Source organism: Alkalibacterium pelagium (genome assembly GCF_900109325.1).
Classification (GTDB): domain Bacteria; phylum Bacillota; class Bacilli; order Lactobacillales; family Carnobacteriaceae_A; genus Alkalibacterium; species Alkalibacterium pelagium.
The window spans coordinates 21,830-47,524 of record NZ_FNZU01000002.1; the positions used below are offsets into that span (position 1 = coordinate 21,830).

The following is a 25,695-nucleotide window of genomic DNA, read 5'->3' on the forward strand; positions in this document are numbered from 1 at the left end:
CAAATCTCAAGAGTAATTATATCATAAAATACTCTTGAGGGAAGAATGATTAAACAATTCGGGCATCTAATCTCTAAAATAAGGTGATTGCATTGACCATATTCCATACTTTTTGAGTCGGAACTGGAAAAGCTATGTCAGAAAAATCATCTGGATGGATCGGATGAAGCGAGTGACCTGTTACAGTTTCAGCCACTACTTTTGCCTCATATATGGACAGATGCCACTTTAAGTGAGAGAAAATGTGTGTATAAGTCCCTTTCAACGAGTTGTTAAATGCAATAATCAGACCATACTCTTTTTTGATGTAGTCAACCAGAATCTCAGATTGAACCTGTGTTAATGATTCAGCTGATCCACCGAATGATTTCCATCCGTCTTCATCAAGTATGTCTGCAGGGATCATGAGAAACGTCCACATACCAGAAAGAACGCCCTCCGATCCTCTCTTTTGAAACAGATATTCTCCTTTATCGTTCGAAACGGCTAGAGCGATGTAAGCTTCTTCTCTGACTTTTTTCTTCCCTTGTTTTATCGGGTATCTTTCCCATGTTTCATTTAAATATGACGCATTAAAGTCCTTGACCGGGCTCGTTTCAGGTTTGTAATTCTTGGGTGTACAAATAGTGGCGCCGAGGTCCATCAAGGCTTGATTAAAATCTCCTGGCCGTTCCCGATCGATCAGTAATCGAATCATCTCCTCGAAAACCTTACGGCTTGAAGGCTTGCCGATATCAAGCTCGATTTCAAACAGACGGCTCAGCACGCGCATGACGTTGCCATCCACTGCCGGCTGAGGCTGGTTGAAAGCTATGCTGCTTACCGCTCCTGCTGTGTAAGGCCCGATTCCTTTCAGACTTTTAATGGCCTCGTAATCTTCAGGAAAGATTCCGTTATGATCAGCCATGATTTGTCCTGCTGCCACCTTCATATTTCTCACTCTGGAGTAATAACCGAGACCTTCCCATAATTTAAGCAGCGTATCTTCAGAAGCTTCTGCCAGATCATTGATTTCCGGCAAGGTGTTAATAAATCTTTCATAGTAAGGAATCACCGTATCAACCTGGGTCTGCTGAAGCATGATTTCTGAAATCCAGATGTAATAAGGGTTGGATGTTCTTCTCCAGGGCAGATCACGCTTGTTTGCATCATACCAGTCAAGGAGGGTTTTCTGGAACGCCTCTATCTTATCCTCGTTCCACATAATAATGCTTTTTTCTTTCAGTAAGTCTTTATTCTTCATACAATTAGTCACTCATCTTCCTTTTTTTCGTTAATGAACTGATCAATCAGTTCAGATGGATAGCCTTTTGAGTACAAGAAAGCTTTGGTCCGACTGAAAAGATCATATCCTTTATATTTCCTGGCATAACGGGTCCAGGCTTTCTCTCCTTGTTTCTTGAGCGCTTCATATTCCTCATCATCCGACTGGTCTACATCCAGATCATCCATGACCAGCTGGATCACATCTGAATCGAATCCGCTGGTCATCAGCTGCTGACGTACTTTCTGATTCATTTCTCTACTTGATTTGTTACGCTGGCGTTTAAGTACTTTTTCTGCAAGCTTTTCAGCATTTTCGACCTGGAGTTCAGGAGAGTATTCATCCAGTCCGGTCAGAATGTCTGATTTGCTCAGCCCCTTTTCAACCATAGCGCGCTCGATTTTTCGGGGACCTTCCAGTTTCAGCAGACTATTTGTACGTACGAAACTCTTGGCATATTCTTCGTCATTGATCAGTCGATGAGTTTTCAGTTTTTCAATGATCGGCTCGATCGTCTGGTATTCCTTGTCAATTAAATAATCGACGATTTCTTTTTCTGACCTCATTTTATAATTCAGGTAATGAAGAGCAGCCTGATAGCCTTTACTCATTTCTCCTTTTTCCCTGAGGGTATCGATTTCTTCTTTAGTCAGCTCTTTGCCTTTAATCAGTCTATGCTGAACAAGGAGATTGTCATCAACTGGAAATGCGTACTCATCATTGATGTAAATATTGAATCGGTTCTTAGCCTTTTGAGCCTGAACTTTCGTGATAATATAGGTGTCCGGTTCAGCTGTCTTATTATTCTGATTTTTCTCTTTCCGAGAGTTGCCGTTCTTACGAGCAGCAGACTTTTTCTTCTGTTTCGGATCAGCATCACTGTTTTTTGGACTTGACGGTCCCAGTTCGATCAGTTTTGCTGCTTTTTTTATTTCATCTTCACGAGTCATTCTGTCCCCTCCTCTATGTCGTGTCTTGTCCCAGTATAGCATGTTTATCCTAAGTTTTTAATGGTGCGCAGCTCATAGTCGGGATTTGTAAATGTCAGCTCGCCCTCTTTACCAGGCAGTCCTAAATTCTGTAAAAAAAGCTAGAACACTCTCAACTGGAGTATCCTAGCTTAATACTATTAAACAGTATCGTCTTTACTTTCAGTATCTGGATTAGGGTTTAAATCCAGCTCCACTTCGTTTCCGGGAGACTCTCCTTTGGCTTTCCTGTCCACTTCTTCTTCTGACAGTTTATCTCTCAAGGGACGATCCTTGATGTACCCAAGAGGAGCAGAAGTGTCAGGAGAAACGACATGATTATATGCGGGGTCGTCTCCACCATTATTTCTTTCATTATGGTTAGGTCTCTTTAACTCATTATCTTTTGACATACTATCATCCTTTACTTTGTTATCCGTTCACTATCACTCCACCGTTTACATGAATCGTCTGTCCTGTAACATAGCTAGAATCATCGGAAGCGAGGTAAACATAGGCAGGAGCAAGTTCATAAGCTTCTCCCGGTCTACCAAGTGCGCCGTCCTTACCAAACTCCTCCAGAGCCTCTTCAGGAAACGTTGAAGGAATCAGAGGGGTCCAGATAGGTCCTGGGGCAACAGAATTGACTCTGATTTTCTTATCTAGAATTTCCTGATTCTGTGCCAGAGAACGTGTAAACGCAACTCGAGCCCCGTTTGTTCCAGAATAGTCCATAAGTGTCGGATTACCTTTGTATGCTGTTATAGAAGAAGTATTGATGATCGAAGCCCCTTCTGACAGATGATTCAAAGCTGCTTTTACAAAGTAGAACATACTGAATATATTTGTTCTGTAGGTCCGGTCAATCTGCTCCGCCTTGATATCAGTGATACTTGACTGGTATCTCTGTTCACCGGCATGATTGACAAGCACATCAATGTTGCCCCATTTGTCAGTTAGACTGCTGATCACCTCTTCAGCAAATGATTCGTCACCCACATCTCCTTTAAACACGAGAACTTCTGCTCCGATTTCTTTCAGTCGATTTTCAGTCCTGGTAGCATCTTCATCAGACGAGTGATATGTGAACGCAACTTTTGCGCCTTCCTTAGCAAATAGAATCGCTGTAGCTGCTCCAATTCCGGAATCTCCACCCGTTACCAGAGTAACTTTTCCTTCAAGTTTCCCTGCTGCTTTATAGCTGTCGGATTCTATAAGAGGTTTCCTGTCCATATTTTTTGATTCGTCATCCATGAAATAATCTTTTTTAGGTTCCTGTGTTTTTACCTTATCCTTTTCTCCCACTTAAAATCGCTCCTTGGTTTATTTAATTTTCTGATTTCATCCCAGCATCTTCTGAGTCTTCTGGATAATTAGCGTCTGATTCGGGTGCATCGGATTTCTCCGAAGGGTCCTTTTCGTGCTTATCTTGAGTATTTAAAGGACTTTTAGGTTCTGGTTTGACGACGCCTTTTGCTACATCATTTCCATACCCATGCTCTGACTCCTCGACTTCGACTGTTTCTTCTTCTCCGGTAAGATCCGGATCTTCTTCTTTATTCTGTTTCAGATCTTCACCGCTGTGATCATTATCGGATGATGAAGAAGCTGTCTCAACTTCTTCTTTACGCGTATGCTCAGCCTGGCTAGGGTCGATAGAATCGGTCATTGACTCATCATCGGTTTCAGATGTTTCAACATCTTTAGGTTGCTTATCCTGACTTTCATCATTTTTAATTGCTGATTCTTCTTCAGAATTTACCTCGTCTAGTGGTGCATCTCTTTTGTCTTTATCTACCATGTTTGTTCTCTCCTCTTTTACTATTTCTTCATTTACTTCTGATAACTCAGTTGTTCGTGGTGCATCACTGTTAGCCAGAAGGATGATCTCTCCTTCATGCAATGCATCCATATAATGTTCGGCTCTGTCATGCGGGACCCCGTAGTCCTCAAGAACTGAATGAGAAGCATCACTGTCATAAGAACCAAAAGAGAATGTTTCTTTAATCTTTTCCCAGACATTGTCATCCGCTTCTTCAACGGTCACTTGATCAACTTGAACATTTTTCAAATTGTCCAGTCTCTCATCGTACTCGTTGTGTTCGTCCATAACCAATGCAAGTTCATCCGGAGAATAGCCTTCTTCACTGATCAGGCGGTTAACTTCTTTAATTGTATCTTTTTCATTTGAAAAAGTACCCAAGATGTGACGATCCATTTCATCACCCTTTCAACATAAATTTTGTCATATTTTATTCACTTATTTATATGGTTAATGGTATCATTGAACCAATAAGTTGTAAAAGAATACGCTTATTAGGGGATTCTCTTTGAATAAAAACTAATAATGTATATTTATTAAATTATGCAAATTTTAATAGTGAGCCAGTATCATTAAATAATAATTCTAATATAGTATTATACTGCTAAAAAAATTAATATTTTACCCTTTCTAAAAAAAAATTCTCGAAAAACACCCGTTTTTTATGCAAATATTGTTTATTTTCTTCAATGTTATGGTATATTTAACATAGGAGATGTTATCGATTATAGCAATTGGGAAAGGATTAGATCTTATGAAGAGTCATGAGAAAAAAGAAGCCTTGAAGAAAGAACGGATCAACAAACTCAAGGAGCTCACAAGTGAATCAATGAATTACCGATATTTAATCCAGGATCAATTGTCAGATGCCATAACAGCCGGTAATAGCCAACTACTTGAAGAAACACTTGATTTAATCGATGTAGAGAAAGTTCTGGAATATCTGGATCAGACCAGTGACTACGACCTCATTCATCGGTTTAAAAGTCATCTTGTCACTGTCAATACGTATGCTCGTATCGCTGCTAAAAACGGTGGGGTGCTTCCCCTTTACCTTCATCTGATTTTTGAGCGGTTTTCAATGATTATCAACGACGCTGATTCAATAGATTATTTAGTAGAACACGTTTATTTCCAGATTTTCAGAGAGTACTGTCACGCAGTCATTCATTTTTCTACTTCTGGTTATTCTACAGTCATGAAAGAGATTGTCAGCTACATCACAGAGAATCTGACAGGCGAACTGACGCTGACAAACATTGCTTCTATTTACGGTATGCACCCTGTACATCTTGCCCGAAAATTCAAGCAGGAAACGGGAAATACTTTTATCGGCTATGTTAATCAGCAGCGTGTCTATCTGGCAAAGTATTACTTCCATTTAGGAGAACATCAGTTAAGTGAAGTAGCCAATCTGGCAGGATTTAACAGTCACTCCTATTTCACAAAAGTATTCAAAAAAATTACAGGTCAGACACCGACTAAGTATTTAAAAGAATTGCCTGATAGAGAAAAAATTTAAAACTAGATGCAAAAAGGCCTGGACAATTGTCCAGGCCTTTTTTTGTAAGTGCTAACCAGTTCACTTGTCTACCAATTAACCAGCTCTCCTGCCCCACTCGTACTTTTGAGATGATAAGTCGGTCCATTCTTTTGGGTGAATGTCATTGTAATATCAGATTTGACCGTCTCTTTAATCGGATAATCCATGCCGGCATTCATAGGAGCAATCAGCTCTGACCCGTTTTTCAAACTCACTGTTACTTCAAGTTTTTTGAACGGATCCTTCATAGTAATCGTATAAGACTCGTCATCTGGACTGACCGTCAGATTAGTTACTGTTCCATAATAAGTAGCGAACCGATGCTCTTCTTTTCCATCATGAAAGATGGCGATAGCCCCTTCTTTTTTCAACAGGCCTTTTTCCAGTTCAGCAGCAGAGAGAAACAGTGTAGCTTCACTGTTATGTTCAAATCCATTTGCATGAGCCCAGGCATAACGGCTAGGGAAAGTACTGCCCCTGTCCTTTTCGATATAACCCAAAGCATCAGTCAATTCGATTACTTCTCCATTAATACTGATTCTGCCTTTGACGGTATGCCTCAGACTTACAATGTCGTGGTTACATGGCATGTTCAAGTATTCGAGCGGCCCCATAATGCTTGGAGTATAAATACTCTGTCTTATAGGTAGAAACAGACCAAAATCAAAGTCGATAAGCAGCTCAGTATCTCCGTCTTTCAGGCTCGCCTTTACCCCTTTTTCATTAAAGACGAATTTGGGCATCATGACAGTCTGGGGATCTCCAACAACATCGAATTCATCTCTGCTGAAAGTTATTTTACCACTATAATAAGTATCTTTATAGACGATATTATATTGAACAAATGATTCCTGCTCTGAAAAATGTGCAACTCCAGGGATTAGGGCAACAGATAAATCATTTTTCTTATCGTTCGTCTTGATAAACCATCCTTCAAAATAATTATCTCTTCTGTTTTCTCCTCTAAAATTAAATCTGTTCGCCATTATTTTCCTCCTGATCTATTATACGAGTCAACTCAGATAATGATGGATAGCCAATATCCAGAAGTCTTATCTCTCCTGTATAAGTTCCAGATTCTTCATTGGAAAATCCGTTTTTCCAGAAACCGATACTGTATGTTTTATCAGCTTTTATAGCATCTCCGAATACAGAGCCGGTGTCTGCAGACAAACCGGAAGGGACGTCGATAGATACTGTTCTGAATGTCCCATTATTTACTCGTCTGATTACTTCCAGATAAGGATCTTCTACCTCCCGGTCAAGACCTATGCCGAATAATGCATCGACAATCAGCGTGTCTGAGTCATCCGGCCAGCTGTCCTCAAGGCTGTTTATACATCGCACGTTCAAGTTCCGAACCATCTTCAGCTGCGCAGTTGTTTCTTCAGAAGCATGTTCTGGATCACCGACAAGGGTTATCGTGACCGCTTTGCCCGCCTGATGAAGCAGACGCCCTACTGCTACTCCGTCTCCTCCATTATTCCCAGTTCCGCAGAGAATAAGGGCACTGTTGAACTCAAAGTCTTTTAGAATAGCGTCTACTGTAGCTAAAGCAGCTCGTTCCATCAGCACAAGTGAAGGCATGCCAATCGACTCGATCATATACTGATCGATTGCTTTGATCTGCTTTGCACTTAGACCTTTTTTCATGTCCAGACTCCTTCCATATAGTATTGCAACTAGTATAACAAAAAAGGAGTCTGCTTTTACACAAACTCCTCTCGGGTAATCAGCTATTCATAATATCTTCATATAAATCGGGATTGAACTCTTTTTCCTTCAGCATGATGATTTCATGCTTGTATGGCGGTTTCTTGTTCTTCTTATCTTCGCCAACAAATGGTGTTTCAAGAATCTTTGGAAGGTGTGCCAGTTTCGGATGATGAACCACCTGGCTCAACGCATCAAAGCCAATTTCACCAAATCCGATATTGGCATGTCTGTCCTTAGCCGCACCCTGAATATTTTTTGAATCATTGACATGAATGACTTTCAGCTTGTCCAGACCGATGATGCGGTCAAACTCATCCAGAACCCCTTCAAAATCTTCTCTGACGTTATATCCGCCATCATGAATATGGCAGGTATCCATTGTGACGGATACCTTGTCTTTCAATTCGACTTTTTCAATGATCTGAGCCAGTTCCTCAAAAGATCGACCGATTTCGGTTCCTTTACCGGCCATCGTTTCCAAAGCAATCTGCAAAGTCTGATCCTTGTGGAGGATTTCGTTCAGCCCTTGAGCAATCTGATCGATAGCCGCTTCCGGGCCCGCTCCGACGTGTGCGCCAGGATGCATCGTCATCTGAGTCGCTCCCAGAGCTTCTGCACGTCTGATCTCATCTTTCATGAATTCTACCGCAAATGCATAGTTTTCCTTCTTAATCGTATTCCCTAAATTAATGATATACGGAGCATGAACGACAATATCGGATACATTAATTGCATTTTCCTGCATGAACGCCTGACCGGCCTCAATGTTCATATCTTCAATCGCTTTGCGTCGTGTATTCTGAGGCGCACCTGTATATATCATAAAGGTGGATCCGCCGTATTGAGCTGCATCTTTCGCGGCTCCAAGCAGCATGTCTTTCCCTTTCATCGATACGTGTGACCCTAGTAAAACCATTTTATTCCTCCGTTTTTTCCTCTGTTGTCTGAAGTGACAGTTTCAGTTCATCCAGCTGATCCTGCGATACTACTGAAGGTGCACTAGTTAATGGATCAATTGCTTTTCCGTTCTTAGGAAAGGCAATCACTTCTCTGATGTTCTCTTCTCCGGCCAGGATCATGACCAGTCTGTCCAGACCGAACGCGATACCTCCGTGTGGCGGGAAGCCATACTCCAGCGCATCAAGTAGGAATCCGAACTGATTCTGAGCCTCTTCTTTAGTAAACCCTAATGCATTGAGCATATCTTCCTGCACCGCTCGATTATGGATCCTGATTGATCCTCCACCGATTTCATATCCGTTCAGCACGATATCATAGGCATCAGCCATTGCTTTTTCAGGAGATGTCTTAAGCAGCTCGACATCAGATTCTACAGGCATGGTGAATGGGTGGTGGGCCGCATTATAACGGCCTTCCTCCTCGTCATATTCAAGCAGTGGCCATTCGACGATCCAGGCAAAAGCCAGTTTTGAGTGGTCGATCAGCTCCAGTTCCTTACCTAGATGGCTTCTTAAAGCACCTAGTGCGTCGTAGACAACCTTATCTTTGTCTGCAACAAACAGCAGCAGGTCTCCCGGAGCAGCATCCATTTTACTCATCAAGGCTGTCTGAATGTCTTCTTCCGAGAAGAATTTGGAAATCGGACCAGTCAGGCCTTCATCTGTCACTTTCATCCAGGCTAAGCCTTTCGCTCCATAAATCTTCGCTACTGATTCCAGTGCATCGATATTCTTACGGGAGTAGGAATCTGCTGCACCTTTGACAGTCAGCCCTTTAACCATGCCGCCTGATTCGACTGCAGAAGAAAAGACTTTGAATGAAGACTGTTCGGCAATATCCTTCAAGTCCACAAGTTCCATGCCGAAGCGCAAATCAGGTTTATCGCTTCCGAAGCGTTCCATCGCTTCTTTATAAGTCAGTCGAGGGAATGGTTTTTCTACCGTCAATCCTTTTACATCTTTAACCAGACGAACCAGAAGGTCTTCCATAAGCTCTTGGATGTCTTCTTTTTCGATGAAGCTTGTCTCGATATCCACCTGGGTAAATTCAGGTTGTCTGTCTCCACGCAGATCTTCATCTCGGAAGCAGCGGACGATCTGATAGTATTTGTCATAACCTGAACTCATTAAGAGCTGTTTAAAGAGCTGAGGCGACTGTGGCAAAGCAAAGAATTTGCCCTGGTTTGTACGAGCCGGAACGAGATAATCACGTGCGCCTTCTGGAGTAGATTTAGTCAGGTAAGGTGTCTCAATATCGAGAAAGCCCTGATCATCCAGAAAGTCTCTAAATGACTTCTTCACGTCGTGACGGAGTTTCATGTTCTTCTGCATGCGTGGCCGTTTCAAATCCAGGTAGCGGTACTTCAGACGGATGTCATCGGATACGTCGACAGCATCACTGATATCAAATACAGGCGTCTTGGATTCACTTAGTATTGAAATGCTGTCTGCTACTATTTCAATGTCTCCAGTAGCCAGATCCTTATTTTTCTGTCCTTCGGCACGGGAAACCACTTTCCCTGTTACTTCCAGGATATACTCAGAACGGATCGTTTCAGCTGTTTTTAAAGCTTCTTCACTGATTTCCCCGTTAAATACGACTTGAACGATGCCTTCGCGGTCTCTCAGGTCTACAAAGATCATCCCCCCGAGATCTCTTCTTTTCTGGACCCATCCTTTAACTGTGACAGTCTGGTCTTCATGCGACTGTCTGACTTCCCCACAATATACTGTTCGTTTCATGTTATTCTTCTCCTTTTTCTGTTGATCTGATCATTGCCGAAAACGTCTCATCGAAGCTTGACGCCAGTTCCGACAGACTCACTTCTGTCTGGATGCCAGTGCTCAGGCGTTTAACCTGAACGATTCCATTATCGATTTCCTGGTCTCCCAAGGTAAAGACGTAATCGGCATTCAGTTTATCTGCAGTCTTGAACTGTTTTCCGGCTTTTCTATTCATGAATTCCCGTTCAACGGAAAGTCCATTCTGTCTCAAGATTCTTGCCAGTTTATTTGCAGACTGGTCAGCACGGTCTCCCATAGTAACAATGTATGCATCGAGCGGATTCAATTCCGGATAGTCAAAATCCATGTGTTCAAGCAGAAGAACGAGACGCTCCAGTCCGCATCCGAATCCAAAAGCAGGAGTGGACGGTCCGCCGACTTCCTCTACAAGCCCATCATATCGTCCTCCAGCACACACTGTTGCATTGGCTCCGAACTTCGGATTTGTGGTGATCACTTCAAAGATCGTATCATTATAGTAGTCCAACCCCCGTACCATGTTAGTATCAATGACGTACGGAATTTCCAAATCTTCAAGCATCCCCTTGACCGCTTCAAAGTGAGCTTTAGACGCTTCATCCAGAAAGTCCAGAATTGACGGGGCATCTTTGACGATTTCTTTATCCTTCTTATCTTTACTGTCCAGTACTCTCAATGGATTTTTATATAGTCTAACCTGTGAATCCTTACTCAAATCATCCAGGTGAGGCTCCAGATAGGCAATCAGTTCCTCTCTGTAAATCTTTCTAGTCTCTGAGCTCCCCAGCGAATTGATAACCAGTTTCAGATCAGTAATACCAAATTGCTTGAAGAGGTCCATTCCCAGAACCATCGTTTCCACATCAACTGACGGATTTCGGCTACCGAACACTTCTACCCCAATCTGGTGGAACTGACGCTGTCTGCCGCTTTGAGGCCGCTCATAACGGAACATCGGTCCCATATAGAACAGCTTAGTCGGCTTGTGATATTCAGGTCCATACAACTTATTCTCAACATATGCTCTGACTACACCAGCAGTTCCTTCAGGTCGTAGTGCAATGTGCCGGTCCCCCTTATCCCTGAAGTCATACATTTCTTTAGTGACAATGTCACTTGTTTCTCCTACCCCTCTGGCAAATAGTTCAAGCTGTTCAAACATTGGTGTTCTAATTTCATTAAATTGGTACGTTCGCATCAAATCTCTTGCTTTATCTTCAATAAACTGCCATTTTCTAGTTTCTTCAGGCAACAGATCAACTGTTCCTTTCAGCTTCTGATAATTCATTTTACTTAGTCCTCCACTCTATATGCATGTTTTTTCCCACAAAAAAAGCCTTTTCCCGTTCAGATAATGAACAGAAAAAGGACGTGTCAGGTTATCACGTGGTGCCACCTTAATTCAGACAGTACGAAATGATGTACTCTCACTCAACAGATTTATCGCTCTCACGTGACGAGCCTCCTCGTCAGCCCTCTAAGGTGTCATTCAACTGTCTATCTGAATCTCTTTCAGCCAGGGAGATTCTCTCTTTGAGACGAGTCAGTTTTCAGTCCTCAGTACGGGGATCATGCTATTTGAATTGTTCTTTTAGCTTACAAGAAAGCTTAAAGAATGTCAATACAGCTTGACGCTGTAACCCTTTTCAACTCGTTATGGCATTCATATAATTTAAAATGTATAATGAACTAAACGTATTTAGCTGATTGCCATGCTTATTTTCTAAAATATATTGCTAATATTTTCATAAATTGAGTATAATATAAGAAAACAGATGAAAGGAGAGATTTAATAATGGATCAAGCAAGCATACATAATCGATTTAGTAAACGGACTTTTATCTTTCTGATCATCGCCCTTCTTACCCTGCTCATGGGTTCTCTTGTGGCATTAGCGAATGAGAACAGAGTAACTGTACTTGCCAGTACGCTGAATGTCAGATACGGTCCCGGTCTGTCGCATGAAATTCTAACTCAGGTTCATCAAGACGAGCATTTGCATGTGCTTGGCGAAGACAATCAGTGGTATAAAGTCAGACTGTCAAATAATGACATCGGCTGGGTAGCCAGCTGGCTTGTAGAAAATGAGGAGGTTACTGTAGATAATCGAGCGACTGGACGCATCACAGGGAACGAAGTGAATGTTCGCCAGTTCTCCACTACAGAGTCCCCTATCCTTGGCACCGTACATTCAGGAGAAGAGTATGAGATTCTGTATAGTGAAAATAACTGGATTCAGATCCTCTTCAATAACCGAGTAGCCTGGATCCACTCCGATTACGTTGAACGCCTTGAAGGAACACCTGCCACACTGGCATCTTCAGACAATGAAGTAAAACAGATTCGTATTGGCATGGGACCTACTAATCTGAGACAAGGCCCAGGTACTGATACACCTATAGTTATGACAGTCAATGACGTATCCGAATATACTGTCATAGAAGAAACAGACGACTGGTATGGAATCAGACTGACAGATGGAAAACTGGCGTATGTCGCAAGCTGTCTGGCTGAAGCAGTGGACACTGAAGATTCTTCAACTGTACAGGCTGCTGAAGCTGCTCCTCAAGCACAATATGCGAGCAGTCTGGCTGAAGCAACAATCGTCATCGATGCCGGTCACGGCGGGCATGATCCTGGTGCAGTTGCCAAAACTGGCTTTACTGAAAGTGAAGTCGCACTGAGCACGTCATTAAGACTTGCCGAGATATTGGAAAGATCCGGAGCAAATGTCATCCTAACCAGAAGTGATGACTCATTCGTTACTTTGAATGACCGTGTTTATTATGCCCACCGTGCTAGAGCTGATGCCTTTATCAGCATTCACTATGATGCGCTTGAAATCCCAAATACGATGAGCGGCACAACAACCTACTATTATTCTGAATCCGAAAGAGACTTGGCGGATACCATTAATACAAAACTGAGTCAACAAGGACCACTTAAAAACAACGGTGTCCGTCACGGCAACTATTCCGTTCTTAGAAATAATGCTCAGCCATCCATTCTGCTTGAGCTTGGCTATCTGGATAACGATCACGATATCACGATCGTCAATACCCCTGGCTACCAGCAGACAGTCGCTGAGGCCATCCATCAGGGGCTGGGAGAATACTTTGCTCCATAAAGCTAAAGAAAAAGATATCTTTTATTAGAAAATACAATTCAGAACAGTAGAAAACCCCTGATCCATAATTGATAGGTCAGGGGTTTTTGTCTTATTTATTTTTTGAATCGATAAGGATCGTAACAGGACCATCGTTAACCAGACTGACTTCCATGTGGGCACCGAATTTTCCAGTTGCTACATTGATCCCCTCAGCAGAGAGCTGGTTATTGAAAGATTCATATAAAGCAGCAGCCTGTTCCGGGCCTGCAGCAGCTGTAAAACTAGGACGATTACCTTTTTTAGTGTCCGCGTGCAAAGTAAACTGAGATATTGATAAAATCTCACCTTCTACATCTTTAAGGGACCGGTTCATTTTTTCATTGTCATCCTCAAAGATTCGCATATTGGCAATTTTCCTGACTAGATAAACGACATCTTCTTCTGTATCACTTTCTTCTACACCAAGTAGAACGACAAATCCCTTTCCAATCGCTCCAACGGTTTCTGCTTCCACTGTGACCTTTGCTTTTGATGCTCTCTGTATGACGGCTCTCACAATAATCCTCCTGTAGTCTCGTTACTTTCTAAGATGTAATTCGTTTGACTGAATAAACATCCGGTACTGTTTTTATTTTATCTACGATCTGTTCCAGTTCTTTCAGGTTCTGTATAGACAGCGTCAGTTTAATAATGGCTGTCCCACTCTTGTCGAGCTTGCCGTTGACATTGCTCAGCTTGCTTGTTTGAGAATTGATGACCTGAAGAATTTCATTAAGAAAACCGGAACGGTCGTAGCCTTCAATCTGCAGTTCAGCGTCGTATTCTTTTTTAGAATCACTGGATTCCCATTCGACATCGATCAGGCGATTAACCTGGTCATCTGTCCCCTGTATATTGGGACAGTCGACCCTATGAATCGATACCCCTCTACCTCGGGTGATGTACCCAACAATTTCATCACCGGGAACAGGGTTGCAGCACTTGCTTAAACGAATCAGCAGATTATCTGCTCCCTGAATGACGACTCCACCTTCATGACGAATCTTCATTTTTTCAGGTTCTTTTTTGTTCTTGAGTTCAATGTTTCCACTCTTATCATCCAGTTGAATCTGATCTTTTTCTCTGTCTCTGCGTTCCTTATCAGTCAGGCGGTTGGCTATCGTTGCGCTTTTCAGCTCACCATAACCGATTGCAGCATACAAATCTTCTTCATTATGATAATTGAAACGTTCAGCAACTTTAAGAATATTATCTTTCTTTAGAATCTGCTTAGGATTGAACTCCATATCGATCAGAAGCTTCTCAAGAATCTCTTTCCCTCGTTCAACATTCTGCTCTTTTTCCTGAGTCTTGAAGAAACGCTTGATCTTATTCTTAGCTTTGGACGTATTGACATAGTTCAGCCAGTCTCTACTTGGACCGAATGAATTTGACGACGTCAGCATTTCAACGATATCTCCGGTTTTCAGCTTGTAGTTCAACGGAACGATCTTCCCGTTCACTTTAGCCCCCATCGATTTATTTCCCACTTCTGTATGGACATGATAAGCAAAATCAAGAGTACTTGATCCTGAAGGGAGTTCCATAACGTCCCCTTTAGGACTGAACACGTAAACTTTATCCTTAAAGATATCCTGCTTGATTGAATCCATAAAGTCGCTGGCATTTCTTGACTCGCTTTGAAGTTCAAGGATGTCTCTGAACCATGAGATATGTTCACTCAACTGATCATTATCCAGTTTAGTTGAAATACCTTCCTTATAAGCCCAGTGAGCAGCTACCCCGTACTCAGCAATTTCATGCATTTTAATGGTTCGAATCTGTACTTCCAGCGGCGTTGCATTTGGACCCAGAACAGTCGTATGAAGCGACTGATACATGTTGGCTTTCGGCATGGCGATATAATCCTTGAATCGGCCCGGCATCGGTTTCCATCTGGTATGGATTGCTCCCAATACCGCATAGCAGTCCTTGATGGATTCAACAATGATACGAATCGCCAGCAGGTCATAAATTTCATTGAACTGCTTTTTCTGACTTTTCATTTTCTTGTAAATCGAATAGATGTGCTTCGGACGTCCTGTTATCTGAGCTTCGATACCTAGTTCTTCTACGGATTCCTGAATGGCCTGTTTCGCATCATCAATATAATTTTCCCGGTCTTCTCTTCTTGAATTCATCAGATGAACGATTCGGTAATACTGCTGAGGGTTCATGTAGCGCAAAGAAGTATCTTCCAGTTCCCACTTCATCCGGTTGATCCCTAAACGGTCCGCCAGCGGCGCATAGATTTCAAGTGTTTCAATAGCTATGTCTCTCTGCTTTTCTGGTCGGTGATGTTTGAGTGTCCGCATATTATGCAGTCTGTCAGCCAGTTTCACCAATACGACTCGTACATCCTGAGCCATTGCTAGAAGCATCTTACGATGATTCTCTGCCTGGTGCTCCTGTTTCGATTTGAATTTAATTTTACCTAGTTTTGTTACTCCATCGACCAGATCGGCAACTTCTGGTGAAAAAATATCTGAAAGATCCTGGTAAGTGTAGTCCGTATCTTCGACGACATCGTGGAGAAATCCTGTGGCAACCGTGACAGGGTCCATTCTAAGTTCAGCAAGAATGCCTGCAACCTGAACCGGGTGCATGATATAGGCTTCTCCGGATTTTCTCATCTGGCCTTCGTGTGCTTTATCTGCAAGGTCAAAAGCCTTCTTTACGAACGCTACATGCTCGCTGTTCATATATGTTAAACAGAGGGCAATGACCTCCTGAGGCGTATAATCTTTATTCTGTGGCACATCGTTCACCTTCATTCCATATTAGGTTCTTAAATGATTTAATTTAAATGATAAGAAAACCAGCACCTCAGTGAGTGCTGGTTGCTTCTTCTATTAGTATATCGTTTTTGAGAAAAGACTTCAAGAACACGTCGCTGATCTTAATTAATAAGACTCTGTTGCTTCGTTTCCTTCAACCAGTGCGATTCCGTTGGACGTACCGATACGTGTCGCTCCGGCTTCGATCATCGCTTTGGCGTCCTCGATCGTACGGACTCCGCCAGATGCTTTGACTCCCATTTCTTTTCCTACAGTCTTGCGCATCAGTCTGATGTCTTCCACTGTTGCTCCTCCTGTAGAGAAACCAGTTGACGTTTTGACAAAATCAGCACCGGCACGTTTGGAAATTTCACATGCTCTTACTTTTTCATTGTCAGTAAGCAAACTTGTTTCAATGATCACTTTTACAATTGCTTTGCCTTTAACTGCATCGACGACCGCTTTAATGTCATCATGTACCATAGCAAAATCTTCACTCTTAAGTGCCCCTATATTGATGACCATATCCACTTCGGTCGCGCCATCTTTAACAGCCTGTTCAGCTTCAAAAGCCTTGACTTTAGTTGAATTTGCTCCAAGAGGAAAACCGATGACCGTACAGGTGTTTACATCAGAATCCTTAAGTAAGTCAGAAGCGTACTTTACCCAGACAGGCTGAATGCATACGGCTTTGAATTTATATTCTTTTGCATCCAGACACGCCTGCTGAATAGCTAAATCTGTTGATTCTGGTTTAAGCAAAGTGTGGTCAATATATTTTTCAATGTTTTCCATTGTGATTACACGTCCTTATTTTCTTTTTTTGCAATGATAACGATCCAGTCTTTCATCTGATTGACCTGGACGATTTCAAAGTTATATTTAATGAGTTCTTCAACAACCTGGTCTTTCTTTTCAGAAATAATACCGGATGTGATGAACAGTCCATTATCATTAAGTTTCTCGTAGGCATCTTCTACAAACAGCAGGATAATGTCTGCTAGAATATTCGCTACAATAATGTCTGCTTTTTCATCGACACCTTGAAGCAGGTTATTAGCTCTGACATCAATGCTCTCTTCAAGATTATTCAGCTTGATATTAGAGCGGGCGGATGTCACAGCCACTTCATCAAGATCATACGCCTTGATCTTACCTGCGCCATATAACGCACTGGCAATCGACAGGACACCAGATCCTGTGCCGACATCCAGTACCGTATCCCCTTTTTTGATAACTGTTTCCAGAGCTTGAATGCAGAGCTGAGTTGTCGGATGTGTTCCTGTCCCGAAGGCCAGACCCGGATCAAGATAGCATATTCGTTCATCAATGAACTGAGGCGTGTATTCTTCCCACTGCGGAACAATAGTCATAAAACGCGTCACAGGTACAGGATGGTAATGCTTCTTCCAGGCGTTAGCCCATTCTTCTTCTACGACATCCGTCACTTCGATTGAGTAAGATCCAGTAGTAATGCCATATTCTTCAAGTCTGGCGATCCGGGCATTCAGCTCTTTTTCGACAGTCTCCAGATCGTCATGGTTATTGAAGTAGCCTTTAATAATGACCCCATCTTTTGGAAACTTTGATTCGTCAAGCTCCCACAGTGTGTCGAATCCGTACTCTGGAAGTGTGAGAAAATCATTACGATCCGCTACCGACACACCTGCAGAACCCAGTTCACTCATTATAGCTGAAACAGGTTCAGATGCTTCACTGCTAATCGCTACACTAAACTCTTTCCACTCCGTCATGCTCATCATCCTCTGTTAATTTTTCAAAAAATGACTGGTCATCTTCCAATATCATTTTAAGTTTGGTTTCATCGTACCGGTCTGTATCTTTCATGGTCTGAATCAGGCTATCCATATTCTTCTCGTTCCAGTTCAACTTGAACTCACCAGCAAAATCATCTTCGAGAAATTCTCTCAGATCGACCATCCCCTGCTTTGTAGTCAAGTTGATCTGTCTAAGAACGGCATCGACGTAGCCCTTTTCAAGCCCAGCATGGCTGTCGAACGAAATTGCAGTCAGATAATTCTGCGGTCTGACGTGGGAATACGCCGGATCATAGAAGCACAGGACATCCTCGAATTGAACGATCCCCGGCTCATTGTTCTGACCCACCGCATCCTGAACCTGTATGTCATCTTCAGTCTCAACGTGAAAGGTCACATACAACTCGATCATCTTTTTCTTGCTGTCCTTAACCAGTCTCCATTTGAAATTAGGCAGTAACTTTTTCAGCTCATCATCAATATAGTCAATCAAACTGTCAGTCATTCTTGCTCCTCCTCTAGTCTAATACAGAACGCCATCCATTGTTATCCGCAGTCTTTCCTTTTCTACGTGACACGTAAGGGTTCCCTCTTACACTATATCTTAACAAAGCATCAGTCCATTGTCCTTTATTAGGTATTCCGATACGTTTAGAACGTTCAACACTACCTGGCAGCCGTCTCGTCGACGGATCGATATAGACTGGAGGAGCATCAGACACTGATCCGTTATCTGCCATAGTGACAGCCATTGCCTTAGTCAGTTTACCAGGTCCATCTGTGGCCTGAATACCAGTCTTGTTTCTTCGTTCTTCCAGCACGGATATCCCTTCGTAAGGTTCAATGGCTCGAATCAGTACAGCTTCGGGTTCTTTAGAAGACCGCGTAACGATATTGAGCATCTTGTGCGTATGCATTTGATATACGTATAGCGTACCGGCTTCCTGATACATAGATTCGAGTCTCGGTGTCCGCTTGCCTTCAAAGCTGTGACAGGCCTCGTCAATGACTCCGACATATGCTTCTGTCTCAACGATCCAGCCGGATGTCTGAGTCTCTCCATGCTGACTGATCAGCAGACAGCCTAAAAGCTTCTGTGCGACTTCTTCAGTTGTTAACATAGGATTTTTCAAAAATGTCATAGGAACGGTTTACTCTCTCCTGTCCATCTGTCTAGTCTTCTTCAATTGGCGTATAGTCAATCTGGATTTCAAGCACGCGTCGGTTTCGAACCAAAGTGACCGTGACTTTCATGTTGTGATAGACGAATTCGTCTCCCTCTTCAGGGAACTGCCCGAGTTCTTCAATGACAAATCCACTCACCGTATTCGATACGTACTGATCTGCTTCCTGAATGCCAAAGATTTCGAAAATCTTATCAAGATTCGCAGTCCCTTTAACCTTATAGCGCGTCCCTTCAATAATTTCTTCAACTTCTTCTTCAATAATATCGTACTCATCCCAGATTTCTCCAACCAGTTCTTCCAGAACATCTTCCATGGTCGCTATCCCGATCGTCCCACCATGTTCGTCAGTAACTACTGCCATATGCGTCTTTTTCAGCTGCATGGTTCTGAGAAGCTTAGACAAGTTCATGACGGGCGGCACAAAGATCACTTCTTTCACTACGGTCAGAAGTGACGGGTTTCGTCCAGCCTGCTTCTTGGCTTTCAAATACCGGTTAAAATCTTTTTCATGAAGAACACCGATGACGTCATCAATCGTATCATCGTAAACAATCAGTCTGGAGTAATTGTGTGTCATGAACAAGTCTTCGATTTCTTCATCTGGTGTATCGAGTTCACAACCGATTACATCCACCCTGGGCATCAGAATTGAGGACACTTCAAGGTCATCGAATTCGATTGCAGATCTGACGAGCTGGTGCTCATGATCCTCAATACTTCCGCCACTCTCGGCTTCATCTACAATGGAGAGCAGTTCGTCCTCACTGATGACTTCATCCCCATCAAAATTAAAGACTTTATCAAGCATAACTTTCCATTTCTGAAGCAGCCATAGAACAGGTTTAAATACAAGCATAAGAAAATGTATCAGAGGCGTCGCACTTTTTGCAAGCTGCTCTGATTTTTCCTTGGCTATGGTCTTAGGTGTAATTTCCCCAAACAAAAGAATGATGACAGTCATGACAATCGTTGCTAAAGTTGGTCCGTATACCGGAAACCAGTTCACAAACAACAATGTCGCAATAGCTGACATCGCGATATTTACAATATTATTACCTATTAAAATTGTCGATAAAACAGAATCGAAACTTTCTGCAAGTTTCAACGTTTTTTTGGAGCGCTCATCTCCATTTTCCGCTTCATTTTTTAGTCTGATACGATTAGCTGAGGTAAAAGCTGTCTCCGAAGAAGAAAAATACGCTGAACACAAAACAAGTAAAACCAGCAGAATGATACTCCTGAAGCTGTCATTATCCATTAAATCTCTATCCCTACTTTCCAGTAATGTCCTATCTATTGTACCATATTTCAGCATCTTTTCAGAGTTTTTCTGATTAAGAAGTGTGTAAGAATAGTTAAGTAATGACTTATTCCCTCCAATTATAACACCACTCCTAATCTTAACTTCAGGCTTCTATATATGAGATTTTTCTTTGTTCCATGTGATTAAATAAGCCTTCCATCTCTTGTTGTAGAAAGATGGAAGGCTTATTTGATTCAGTTAAGTGACTAATATACTTTTCATTGCACTCATTCGTCATCCAAATTAAGAACACTCATGAAGGCCTCTTGTGGAATCTCCACATTTCCGACGTTCTTCATGCGTTTCTTACCGGCTTTCTGTTTCTTCAGAAGCTTCTGACGACGGGTGACGTCTCCTCCGTACAGCTTGGCCGTAACGTCTTTACGGTAGGCTTTAACTGTTGAACGGGACACGATGTTCTGACCGATTGCAGCCTGAATTGGAATTTCAAACTGCTGTCTTGGAATCGTCTGTTTCAGCTGTTCCACAACTGAACGTCCTCTGGCATAAGAGAAGTCCTTGTGCACGATGAAGCTCAAGGCATCGACTTTGTCTCCGTGGATCAGGATATCCATTTTCACCAGGTTGCTGACGCGGTAGCCGGCTTCCTGATAATCCAGGGACGCATAGCCTTTAGTGCTTGATTTCAGACGGTCGAAGAAGTCATAGACGATTTCAGACAGTGGCATGTAGTACATGACATTGACTCGGATGTCGTCCAGATATTCCATCGTGATAAAGTCGCCACGCTTACGCTGAGCAATTTCCATGACGGCACCAACATAATCATTTGGTACAGTGATCGTCGCTTTGACATACGGCTCTTCCACTGATTCGATTTCCTGCGGTTCAGGCATATCAGCAGGGTTAGAAACAGTAACTTGTTCTCCGTCGGTCTTGTTGATGTGATAGATAACAGACGGCGCTGTCGTAATCAGGTCGAGGTTGAATTCCCGCTCCAGACGTTCCTGGATGACATCCATGTGAAGCATGCCAAGGAATCCACAACGGAATCCGAAGCCTAGAGCCTGAGAGGTTTCTGCTTCGAATTTCAGTGCCGCATCGTTCAGCTGCAGACGTTCGAGGGCTTCACGCAAGTCTTCATACCTGGAAGAATCAGTCGGATACATCCCGCAGAATACCATCGGAACCATTTCACGGTAACCCGGCAGGGCTTTATCTGTCGGATTATTTGCTAAAGTAAGGGTGTCCCCGACTTGTGTATCTTTAACTGTCTTGATGTTCGCCGTGACGTAACCTACGTCCCCAACCATCAGGGCCTCTCTCTCGATCGGTTTAGGCGAGAAGACACCGACTTCAGTCACTTCGAATGTCTTGCCGTTACTCATCATCTGAATGGTATCGCCCTTCTTGAGTGTCCCATCCATAACTCTGATGTTCAGGACTACTCCTCTGTATGCATCATAGGCAGAATCAAAAATGAGTGCTTTCAGTGGGTTATCAATGTCCCCTTCAGGAGCAGGAACTTTTGCGACAACCTGTTCCAATATTTCCTCAATACCAATTCCTGTTTTCGCACTGGCCAGGACAGCTTCACTTGCATCCAGACCAATAATATCTTCTACTTCTTTTCTGACACGTTCGGGATCTGCAGCAGGCAGGTCGATCTTGTTTATAATCGGCAGGATTTCCAGTTCATTATCCAGTGCAAGATAAACGTTAGCCAGTGTCTGTGCTTCAACACCTTGTGCCGCATCCACTACTAGAATCGCTCCTTCACATGCAGCCAGACTACGAGAGACTTCATAGGTGAAGTCGACATGTCCAGGTGTATCGATCAGGTGAAGGATGTAGGTCTCCCCATCTTTAGCCTGGTACTGAACTTCGACGGTATTCAACTTGATCGTGATTCCGCGTTCTCTTTCAAGATCCATAGAATCAAGCAGCTGTTCCTGCATTTCACGGTCAGCTACTGTATGTGTCAGCTGAAGAATCCTGTCGGCCAAAGTGGACTTCCCGTGGTCGATATGGGCAATGATCGAAAAGTTTCTGATTTTCTTCTGTCGTTCTCTTGCTTGTTTTTTATCCATTGCTATATTTTCCTCATTCCTCTAAAAACATTCCTTACTATTATACCAACGATGGCAGGAGAGTACAATGTCTGCCTGGCTTCCTCACTGATCTTGGTCTCTGTTGTGACACATTATAACCTGAATACTTTCACATTTATTATCTGACAACTACAGATGACTCACTCTGTTAGAAAAATATAAAATCACGCTCTCATTAATGCAGACATGCTGGTCTGCTTTAATGAGAGCGTGTATCTGATTATTTATTCTTGTCCTTAAAGGCGTCCTTTACTTTCGAAAAAAACGAACCATCACCCTGCTCGACCACGTCATCATATTCGCTGGCCTGCGCAAAATTTCTCAGGTGCTTAGCCTGTTCTTCCGTGACTTTTTCAGGAACAACGACACGGACTTTGATGTGCTGATCCCCGTTTCCGGTACCTCTCAGTCTTGGTGCCCCTTTACCTCTCAGTCTGAAAGTCGTGCCTGGCTGTGTACCAGCCGGGATCTTGAACTTCACTTTACCGTGGACAGTCGGCACTTCAAGCTCATCACCCAAAGCAGCCTGAACGACATTGATCGGCAGTTCAAAGTAAATTTCTGATCCTCTGCGGTCAAACAGTTCAGAAGGCTTGACTCGGAATACGACATACAGATCCCCATAAGGGCCACCGTTGACTCCGGCATCTCCCTGGTTCTGTACGCGCATCTGATTGCCGTCTTCAACACCGGCAGGTACAGTCACTTTAACAGAATGCTGTTTTTTGTTGTGCCCTGATCCATGACAAGTCGTACACTTCTCTTTGATTTCCTGTCCGGACCCATTACATGTCGGGCAGGTCTGCTGGGTCATGACGCGTCCGAATGGCGTGTTACGCTCAACATTCACCGCACCGGCACCGTGACACTGTGAACAGGTCTGTGGGCTGGTGCCCGGTTTTGCTCCGGATCCGGCACACGTGTCACATGTCTCTTCACGATTATATCGAATTGTTGTTTCTTTACCAAAGATGGCTTCTTCAAACTTAAGATCCATGACATACTGCAGATCCTCACCTTGACGAGGGGCATTCGGATTACGACGTCTTGAACCGCCCCCACCAAAGAACTGGTCGAAGATATCTTCGAATCCGCCGCCGAATCCACCCTGGCCACCGCCGAAGCCGCCACCAAAGCCGCCTCCTGCACCGAAGTTCGGATCAGTTGAGGCATGTCCATACTGATCGTATGCTGCACGCTTCTGGTCATCACTCAACACTTCGTAGGCTTCAGAGATTTGTTTGAACTTCTCGTCAGCATCCGGAGCGTCACTGATATCCGGGTGATATTTTTTTGAAAGCTTTCGGTAAGCTTTTTTAATTTCATCTTTAGAAGCATTTTTAGAAACTCCTAGTAGGTCATAAAAATCTTCTTTTTCAGGCATACTATTCCTCCATTGCTACTGTCCCGCGTCTCTGTAGAGCTGAGTCCTACGACTGTTAGGCTTCTTGCACAGCAGCTACAGGGGCTGTATCTCATTTCAAAAAGAAAGAAAGCACTTGTTTGTGGTGCTTTAAAAGTGCTTTCTTCTCTTCTTATCTTACTTCAATTATTCTTCGTCGTCTACTTCTTCAAAGTCTGCATCGACAACGTTGTCGTCAGCTGAACCGGCGTCTGTCTGAGCATCGCCTTCTGCTCCTTCAGCTTCTGCCTGCTGAGCTGCAGCCTGTTCATATAGTTTGACTGACATTTCCTGAACAATTTCATTCAGTGCGTCACGCTTCGTCTTGATTTCTTCAAGGTCATCGTTTTCAAGTGCAGTTTTCAGCTCATCACGAGCATCTTCTGCTTTCTTGATGTCTGCTTCGTCAACCTTACCTTCAAGCTCTTTCAAAGTCTTGTCGATCTGGAAGACTAGCTGGTCAGCTTCATTACGCAGTTCAACTTCTTCTTTACGTTTTTTGTCTGCTTCAGCGTTTTCTTCTGCTTCTTTCACCATACGCTCAATTTCTTCTTCAGAAAGACCAGATGAAGATTTGATTGTGATTTTCTGTTCTTTACCTGTTCCCAAATCTTTAGCAGAAACATTTACAATACCGTTCTTGTCGATATCGAATGAAACTTCGATTTGAGGCACTCCACGAGGTGCTGGTGGAATATCCGTCAATTGGAAACGGCCCAGTGTTTTATTGTCTTTAGCCATTGGACGCTCACCTTGAAGCACGTGTACGTCAACCGCAGGCTGATTGTCGGCAGCAGTAGAAAATACTTGAGATTTACTTGTTGGGATCGTTGTATTTCTGTCGATCAGTTTAGTAAATACGCCACCCATTGTTTCGATTCCTAGAGATAGTGGGGTTACATCAAGCAGAACGATGTCTTTAACTTCACCTGAAATAACTCCACCTTGGATCGCTGCTCCCATAGCAACAACTTCATCAGGGTTTACGGAACGGTTGGGCTCTTTGCCTGTTTCAGCTTTAACAGCTTCAACAACAGCTGGGATACGCGTTGATCCACCGACAAGGATGACTTCATCGATGTCAGATTTAGATAGTCCAGCATCTTTAAGTGCCTGACGGACAGGGTTCTTCGTGCGTGTAACCAGGTCGTCAGTGATTTCGTCGAACTTGGCACGAGTCAGTGTCATTTCAAGGTGCAATGGACCAGATTCTCCTGCACTGATGAACGGCAGGCTGATCTGAGTAGAAGATACGCCAGATAAGTCTTTTTTAGCTTTTTCAGCTGCATCTTTCAGACGCTGAAGAGCCATTTTGTCTTTACCTAAGTCTACGCCGTTTTCTTTCTTGAATTCAGCAACTAGATAGTCGATGATTTTTTCGTCAAAGTCGTCTCCACCCAAGTGGTTGTCTCCGGCAGTTGCCATAACTTCGAATACGCCGTCTCCCAGTTCAAGGATAGATACATCGAATGTTCCGCCACCTAAGTCAAATACCAGGATTTTTTCGTCTTTATCTACTTTATCCAGACCATAAGCAAGTGAAGCAGCAGTCGGTTCGTTTACGATACGGTCAACTTCCAGGCCGGCAATTTTACCAGCATCTTTTGTAGCCTGACGCTGTGAATCATTGAAGTATGCAGGAACAGTGATGACTGCGTTAGTTACGTCTTCACCGAGGTAGTCTTCTGCATAATCTTTCAGGTGCTGAAGAATGAATGCTGATACCTGCTGAGGTGAATAAGACTTGCCTTCAGCTTCAACTTTAAAGTCTTCACCCATGTGACGTTTGATAGAGATGACAGTGTTCGGGTTTGTGATAGCCTGACGCTTAGCCACTTCCCCTACTTGAATTTCTCCATTTTTAAATGATACAACTGATGGAGTTGTACGGTTACCTTCTTTATTAGGAATAATTTTAGCTTCTCCGCCTTCAAGAACTGCGACTGCAGAGTTCGTTGTTCCTAAGTCGATTCCGATTACTTTACCCATATT

General features: G+C 43.1%; 22 protein-coding genes. 2 read left to right on the forward strand and 20 right to left on the reverse strand.

Annotation, left to right across the window (positions count from 1 at the left end):
• Nucleotides 1-73: 73 nt before the first annotated feature.
• The 5 genes from mutY to BMX79_RS01845 form a co-directional block, all read right to left on the reverse strand.
• Nucleotides 74-1,243 (reverse strand): A/G-specific adenine glycosylase, encoded by a 1,170-nt coding sequence (gene mutY / locus BMX79_RS01825; protein WP_091478632.1) that lies wholly within the window; start codon nt 1,241-1,243, stop codon nt 74-76.
• An 8-nt stretch (nt 1,244-1,251) separates the two neighbouring features.
• Nucleotides 1,252-2,214, reverse strand: coding sequence for a recombination regulator RecX (recX, locus tag BMX79_RS01830; protein WP_170230950.1), 963 nt, complete (start codon nt 2,212-2,214; stop codon nt 1,252-1,254).
• 179 nt (nt 2,215-2,393) lie between these two features.
• Nucleotides 2,394-2,645: a hypothetical protein gene (locus BMX79_RS01835; RefSeq protein WP_091478636.1), complete on the reverse strand. Its 252-nt coding sequence runs from the start codon at nt 2,643-2,645 to the stop codon at nt 2,394-2,396.
• 19 nt (nt 2,646-2,664) lie between these two features.
• Nucleotides 2,665-3,537 carry an SDR family oxidoreductase gene (locus tag BMX79_RS01840; RefSeq protein WP_246117622.1) on the reverse strand — a complete coding sequence of 291 codons (873 nt, stop codon included), beginning with the start codon at nt 3,535-3,537 and terminating at the stop codon, nt 2,665-2,667.
• A gap of 22 nt (nt 3,538-3,559) precedes the next feature.
• Complete coding sequence (locus BMX79_RS01845) at nt 3,560-4,450, reverse strand: general stress protein (RefSeq protein ID WP_091478637.1); 891 nt, start codon at nt 4,448-4,450, stop codon at nt 3,560-3,562.
• A gap of 358 nt (nt 4,451-4,808) precedes the next feature.
• Here BMX79_RS01845 and BMX79_RS01850 point away from each other — a divergent pair, with 358 nt between their 5' ends.
• On the forward strand, nt 4,809-5,576 hold the full coding sequence (locus tag BMX79_RS01850; RefSeq protein WP_091478639.1) for a helix-turn-helix transcriptional regulator: 768 nt from the start codon (nt 4,809-4,811) through the stop codon (nt 5,574-5,576).
• Between the two features lie 68 nt (nt 5,577-5,644).
• Here BMX79_RS01850 and BMX79_RS01855 read toward each other — a convergent pair whose 3' ends face one another.
• The 5 genes from BMX79_RS01855 to hisS all read right to left on the reverse strand — a co-directional run bounded on the left by BMX79_RS01855 (nt 5,645) and on the right by hisS (nt 11,324).
• Entirely contained in the window at nt 5,645-6,583 is a 939-nt protein-coding gene (locus tag BMX79_RS01855) for a tocopherol cyclase family protein (protein ID WP_091478641.1), read from the reverse strand.
• A complete protein-coding gene (locus BMX79_RS01860; RefSeq protein ID WP_091478643.1) occupies nt 6,567-7,250 on the reverse strand; it encodes an NAD(P)H-hydrate epimerase in 684 nt (227 codons plus the stop codon). The genes BMX79_RS01855 and BMX79_RS01860 overlap by 17 nt, the downstream gene beginning before the upstream one ends.
• 79 nt (nt 7,251-7,329) lie before the next feature.
• Entirely contained in the window at nt 7,330-8,229 is a 900-nt protein-coding gene (locus tag BMX79_RS01865) for a deoxyribonuclease IV (RefSeq protein WP_091478644.1), read from the reverse strand.
• 1 nt (nt 8,230) lies between these two features.
• Nucleotides 8,231-10,015 (reverse strand): aspartate--tRNA ligase, encoded by a 1,785-nt coding sequence (gene aspS, locus BMX79_RS01870; RefSeq protein ID WP_091478646.1) that lies wholly within the window; start codon nt 10,013-10,015, stop codon nt 8,231-8,233.
• Between the two features lies 1 nt (nt 10,016).
• Nucleotides 10,017-11,324 (reverse strand): histidine--tRNA ligase, encoded by a 1,308-nt coding sequence (gene hisS / locus BMX79_RS01875; protein ID WP_091478647.1) that lies wholly within the window; start codon nt 11,322-11,324, stop codon nt 10,017-10,019.
• Nucleotides 11,325-11,831: 507 nt separating this feature from the next.
• Here hisS and BMX79_RS01880 point away from each other — a divergent pair.
• Entirely contained in the window at nt 11,832-13,163 is a 1,332-nt protein-coding gene (locus BMX79_RS01880; protein WP_091478649.1) for an N-acetylmuramoyl-L-alanine amidase family protein, read from the forward strand.
• 91 nt (nt 13,164-13,254) lie between these two features.
• Here the strand turns inward: BMX79_RS01880 and dtd are convergent, their stop codons facing one another.
• From dtd to dnaK, 10 genes are all read right to left on the reverse strand, one after another.
• On the reverse strand, nt 13,255-13,701 hold the full coding sequence (dtd, locus tag BMX79_RS01885) for a D-aminoacyl-tRNA deacylase (protein ID WP_091478650.1): 447 nt from the start codon (nt 13,699-13,701) through the stop codon (nt 13,255-13,257).
• Between the two features lie 28 nt (nt 13,702-13,729).
• Nucleotides 13,730-15,943 carry a RelA/SpoT family protein gene (locus tag BMX79_RS01890; RefSeq protein ID WP_091478652.1) on the reverse strand — a complete coding sequence of 738 codons (2,214 nt, stop codon included), beginning with the start codon at nt 15,941-15,943 and terminating at the stop codon, nt 13,730-13,732.
• A 144-nt stretch (nt 15,944-16,087) separates the two neighbouring features.
• Nucleotides 16,088-16,756, reverse strand: coding sequence for a deoxyribose-phosphate aldolase (deoC, locus tag BMX79_RS01895; protein ID WP_091478653.1), 669 nt, complete (start codon nt 16,754-16,756; stop codon nt 16,088-16,090).
• Between the two features lie 5 nt (nt 16,757-16,761).
• Nucleotides 16,762-17,715: a 50S ribosomal protein L11 methyltransferase gene (gene prmA, locus BMX79_RS01900; protein WP_091478655.1), complete on the reverse strand. Its 954-nt coding sequence runs from the start codon at nt 17,713-17,715 to the stop codon at nt 16,762-16,764.
• Complete coding sequence (locus tag BMX79_RS01905) at nt 17,693-18,244, reverse strand: DUF3013 family protein (RefSeq protein WP_091478656.1); 552 nt, start codon at nt 18,242-18,244, stop codon at nt 17,693-17,695. Before BMX79_RS01905 ends, prmA begins: the two co-directional genes overlap by 23 nt.
• 13 nt (nt 18,245-18,257) lie before the next feature.
• Nucleotides 18,258-18,881: a DNA-3-methyladenine glycosylase gene (locus BMX79_RS01910; RefSeq protein ID WP_091478658.1), complete on the reverse strand. Its 624-nt coding sequence runs from the start codon at nt 18,879-18,881 to the stop codon at nt 18,258-18,260.
• 31 nt (nt 18,882-18,912) lie between these two features.
• Entirely contained in the window at nt 18,913-20,184 is a 1,272-nt protein-coding gene (locus BMX79_RS01915) for an HlyC/CorC family transporter (protein WP_091478660.1), read from the reverse strand.
• Nucleotides 20,185-20,456: 272 nt separating this feature from the next.
• On the reverse strand, nt 20,457-22,280 hold the full coding sequence (gene lepA, locus BMX79_RS01920; protein WP_091478661.1) for a translation elongation factor 4: 1,824 nt from the start codon (nt 22,278-22,280) through the stop codon (nt 20,457-20,459).
• Between the two features lie 241 nt (nt 22,281-22,521).
• Nucleotides 22,522-23,685, reverse strand: coding sequence for a molecular chaperone DnaJ (dnaJ, locus tag BMX79_RS01925; RefSeq protein WP_091478663.1), 1,164 nt, complete (start codon nt 23,683-23,685; stop codon nt 22,522-22,524).
• A 165-nt stretch (nt 23,686-23,850) separates the two neighbouring features.
• The gene (gene dnaK / locus BMX79_RS01930; protein ID WP_091478665.1) at nt 23,851-25,692 is read right to left on the reverse strand and encodes a molecular chaperone DnaK; all 1,842 of its coding nucleotides are present in this window, start codon (nt 25,690-25,692) and stop codon (nt 23,851-23,853) included.
• Nucleotides 25,693-25,695: the final 3 nt, after the last annotated feature.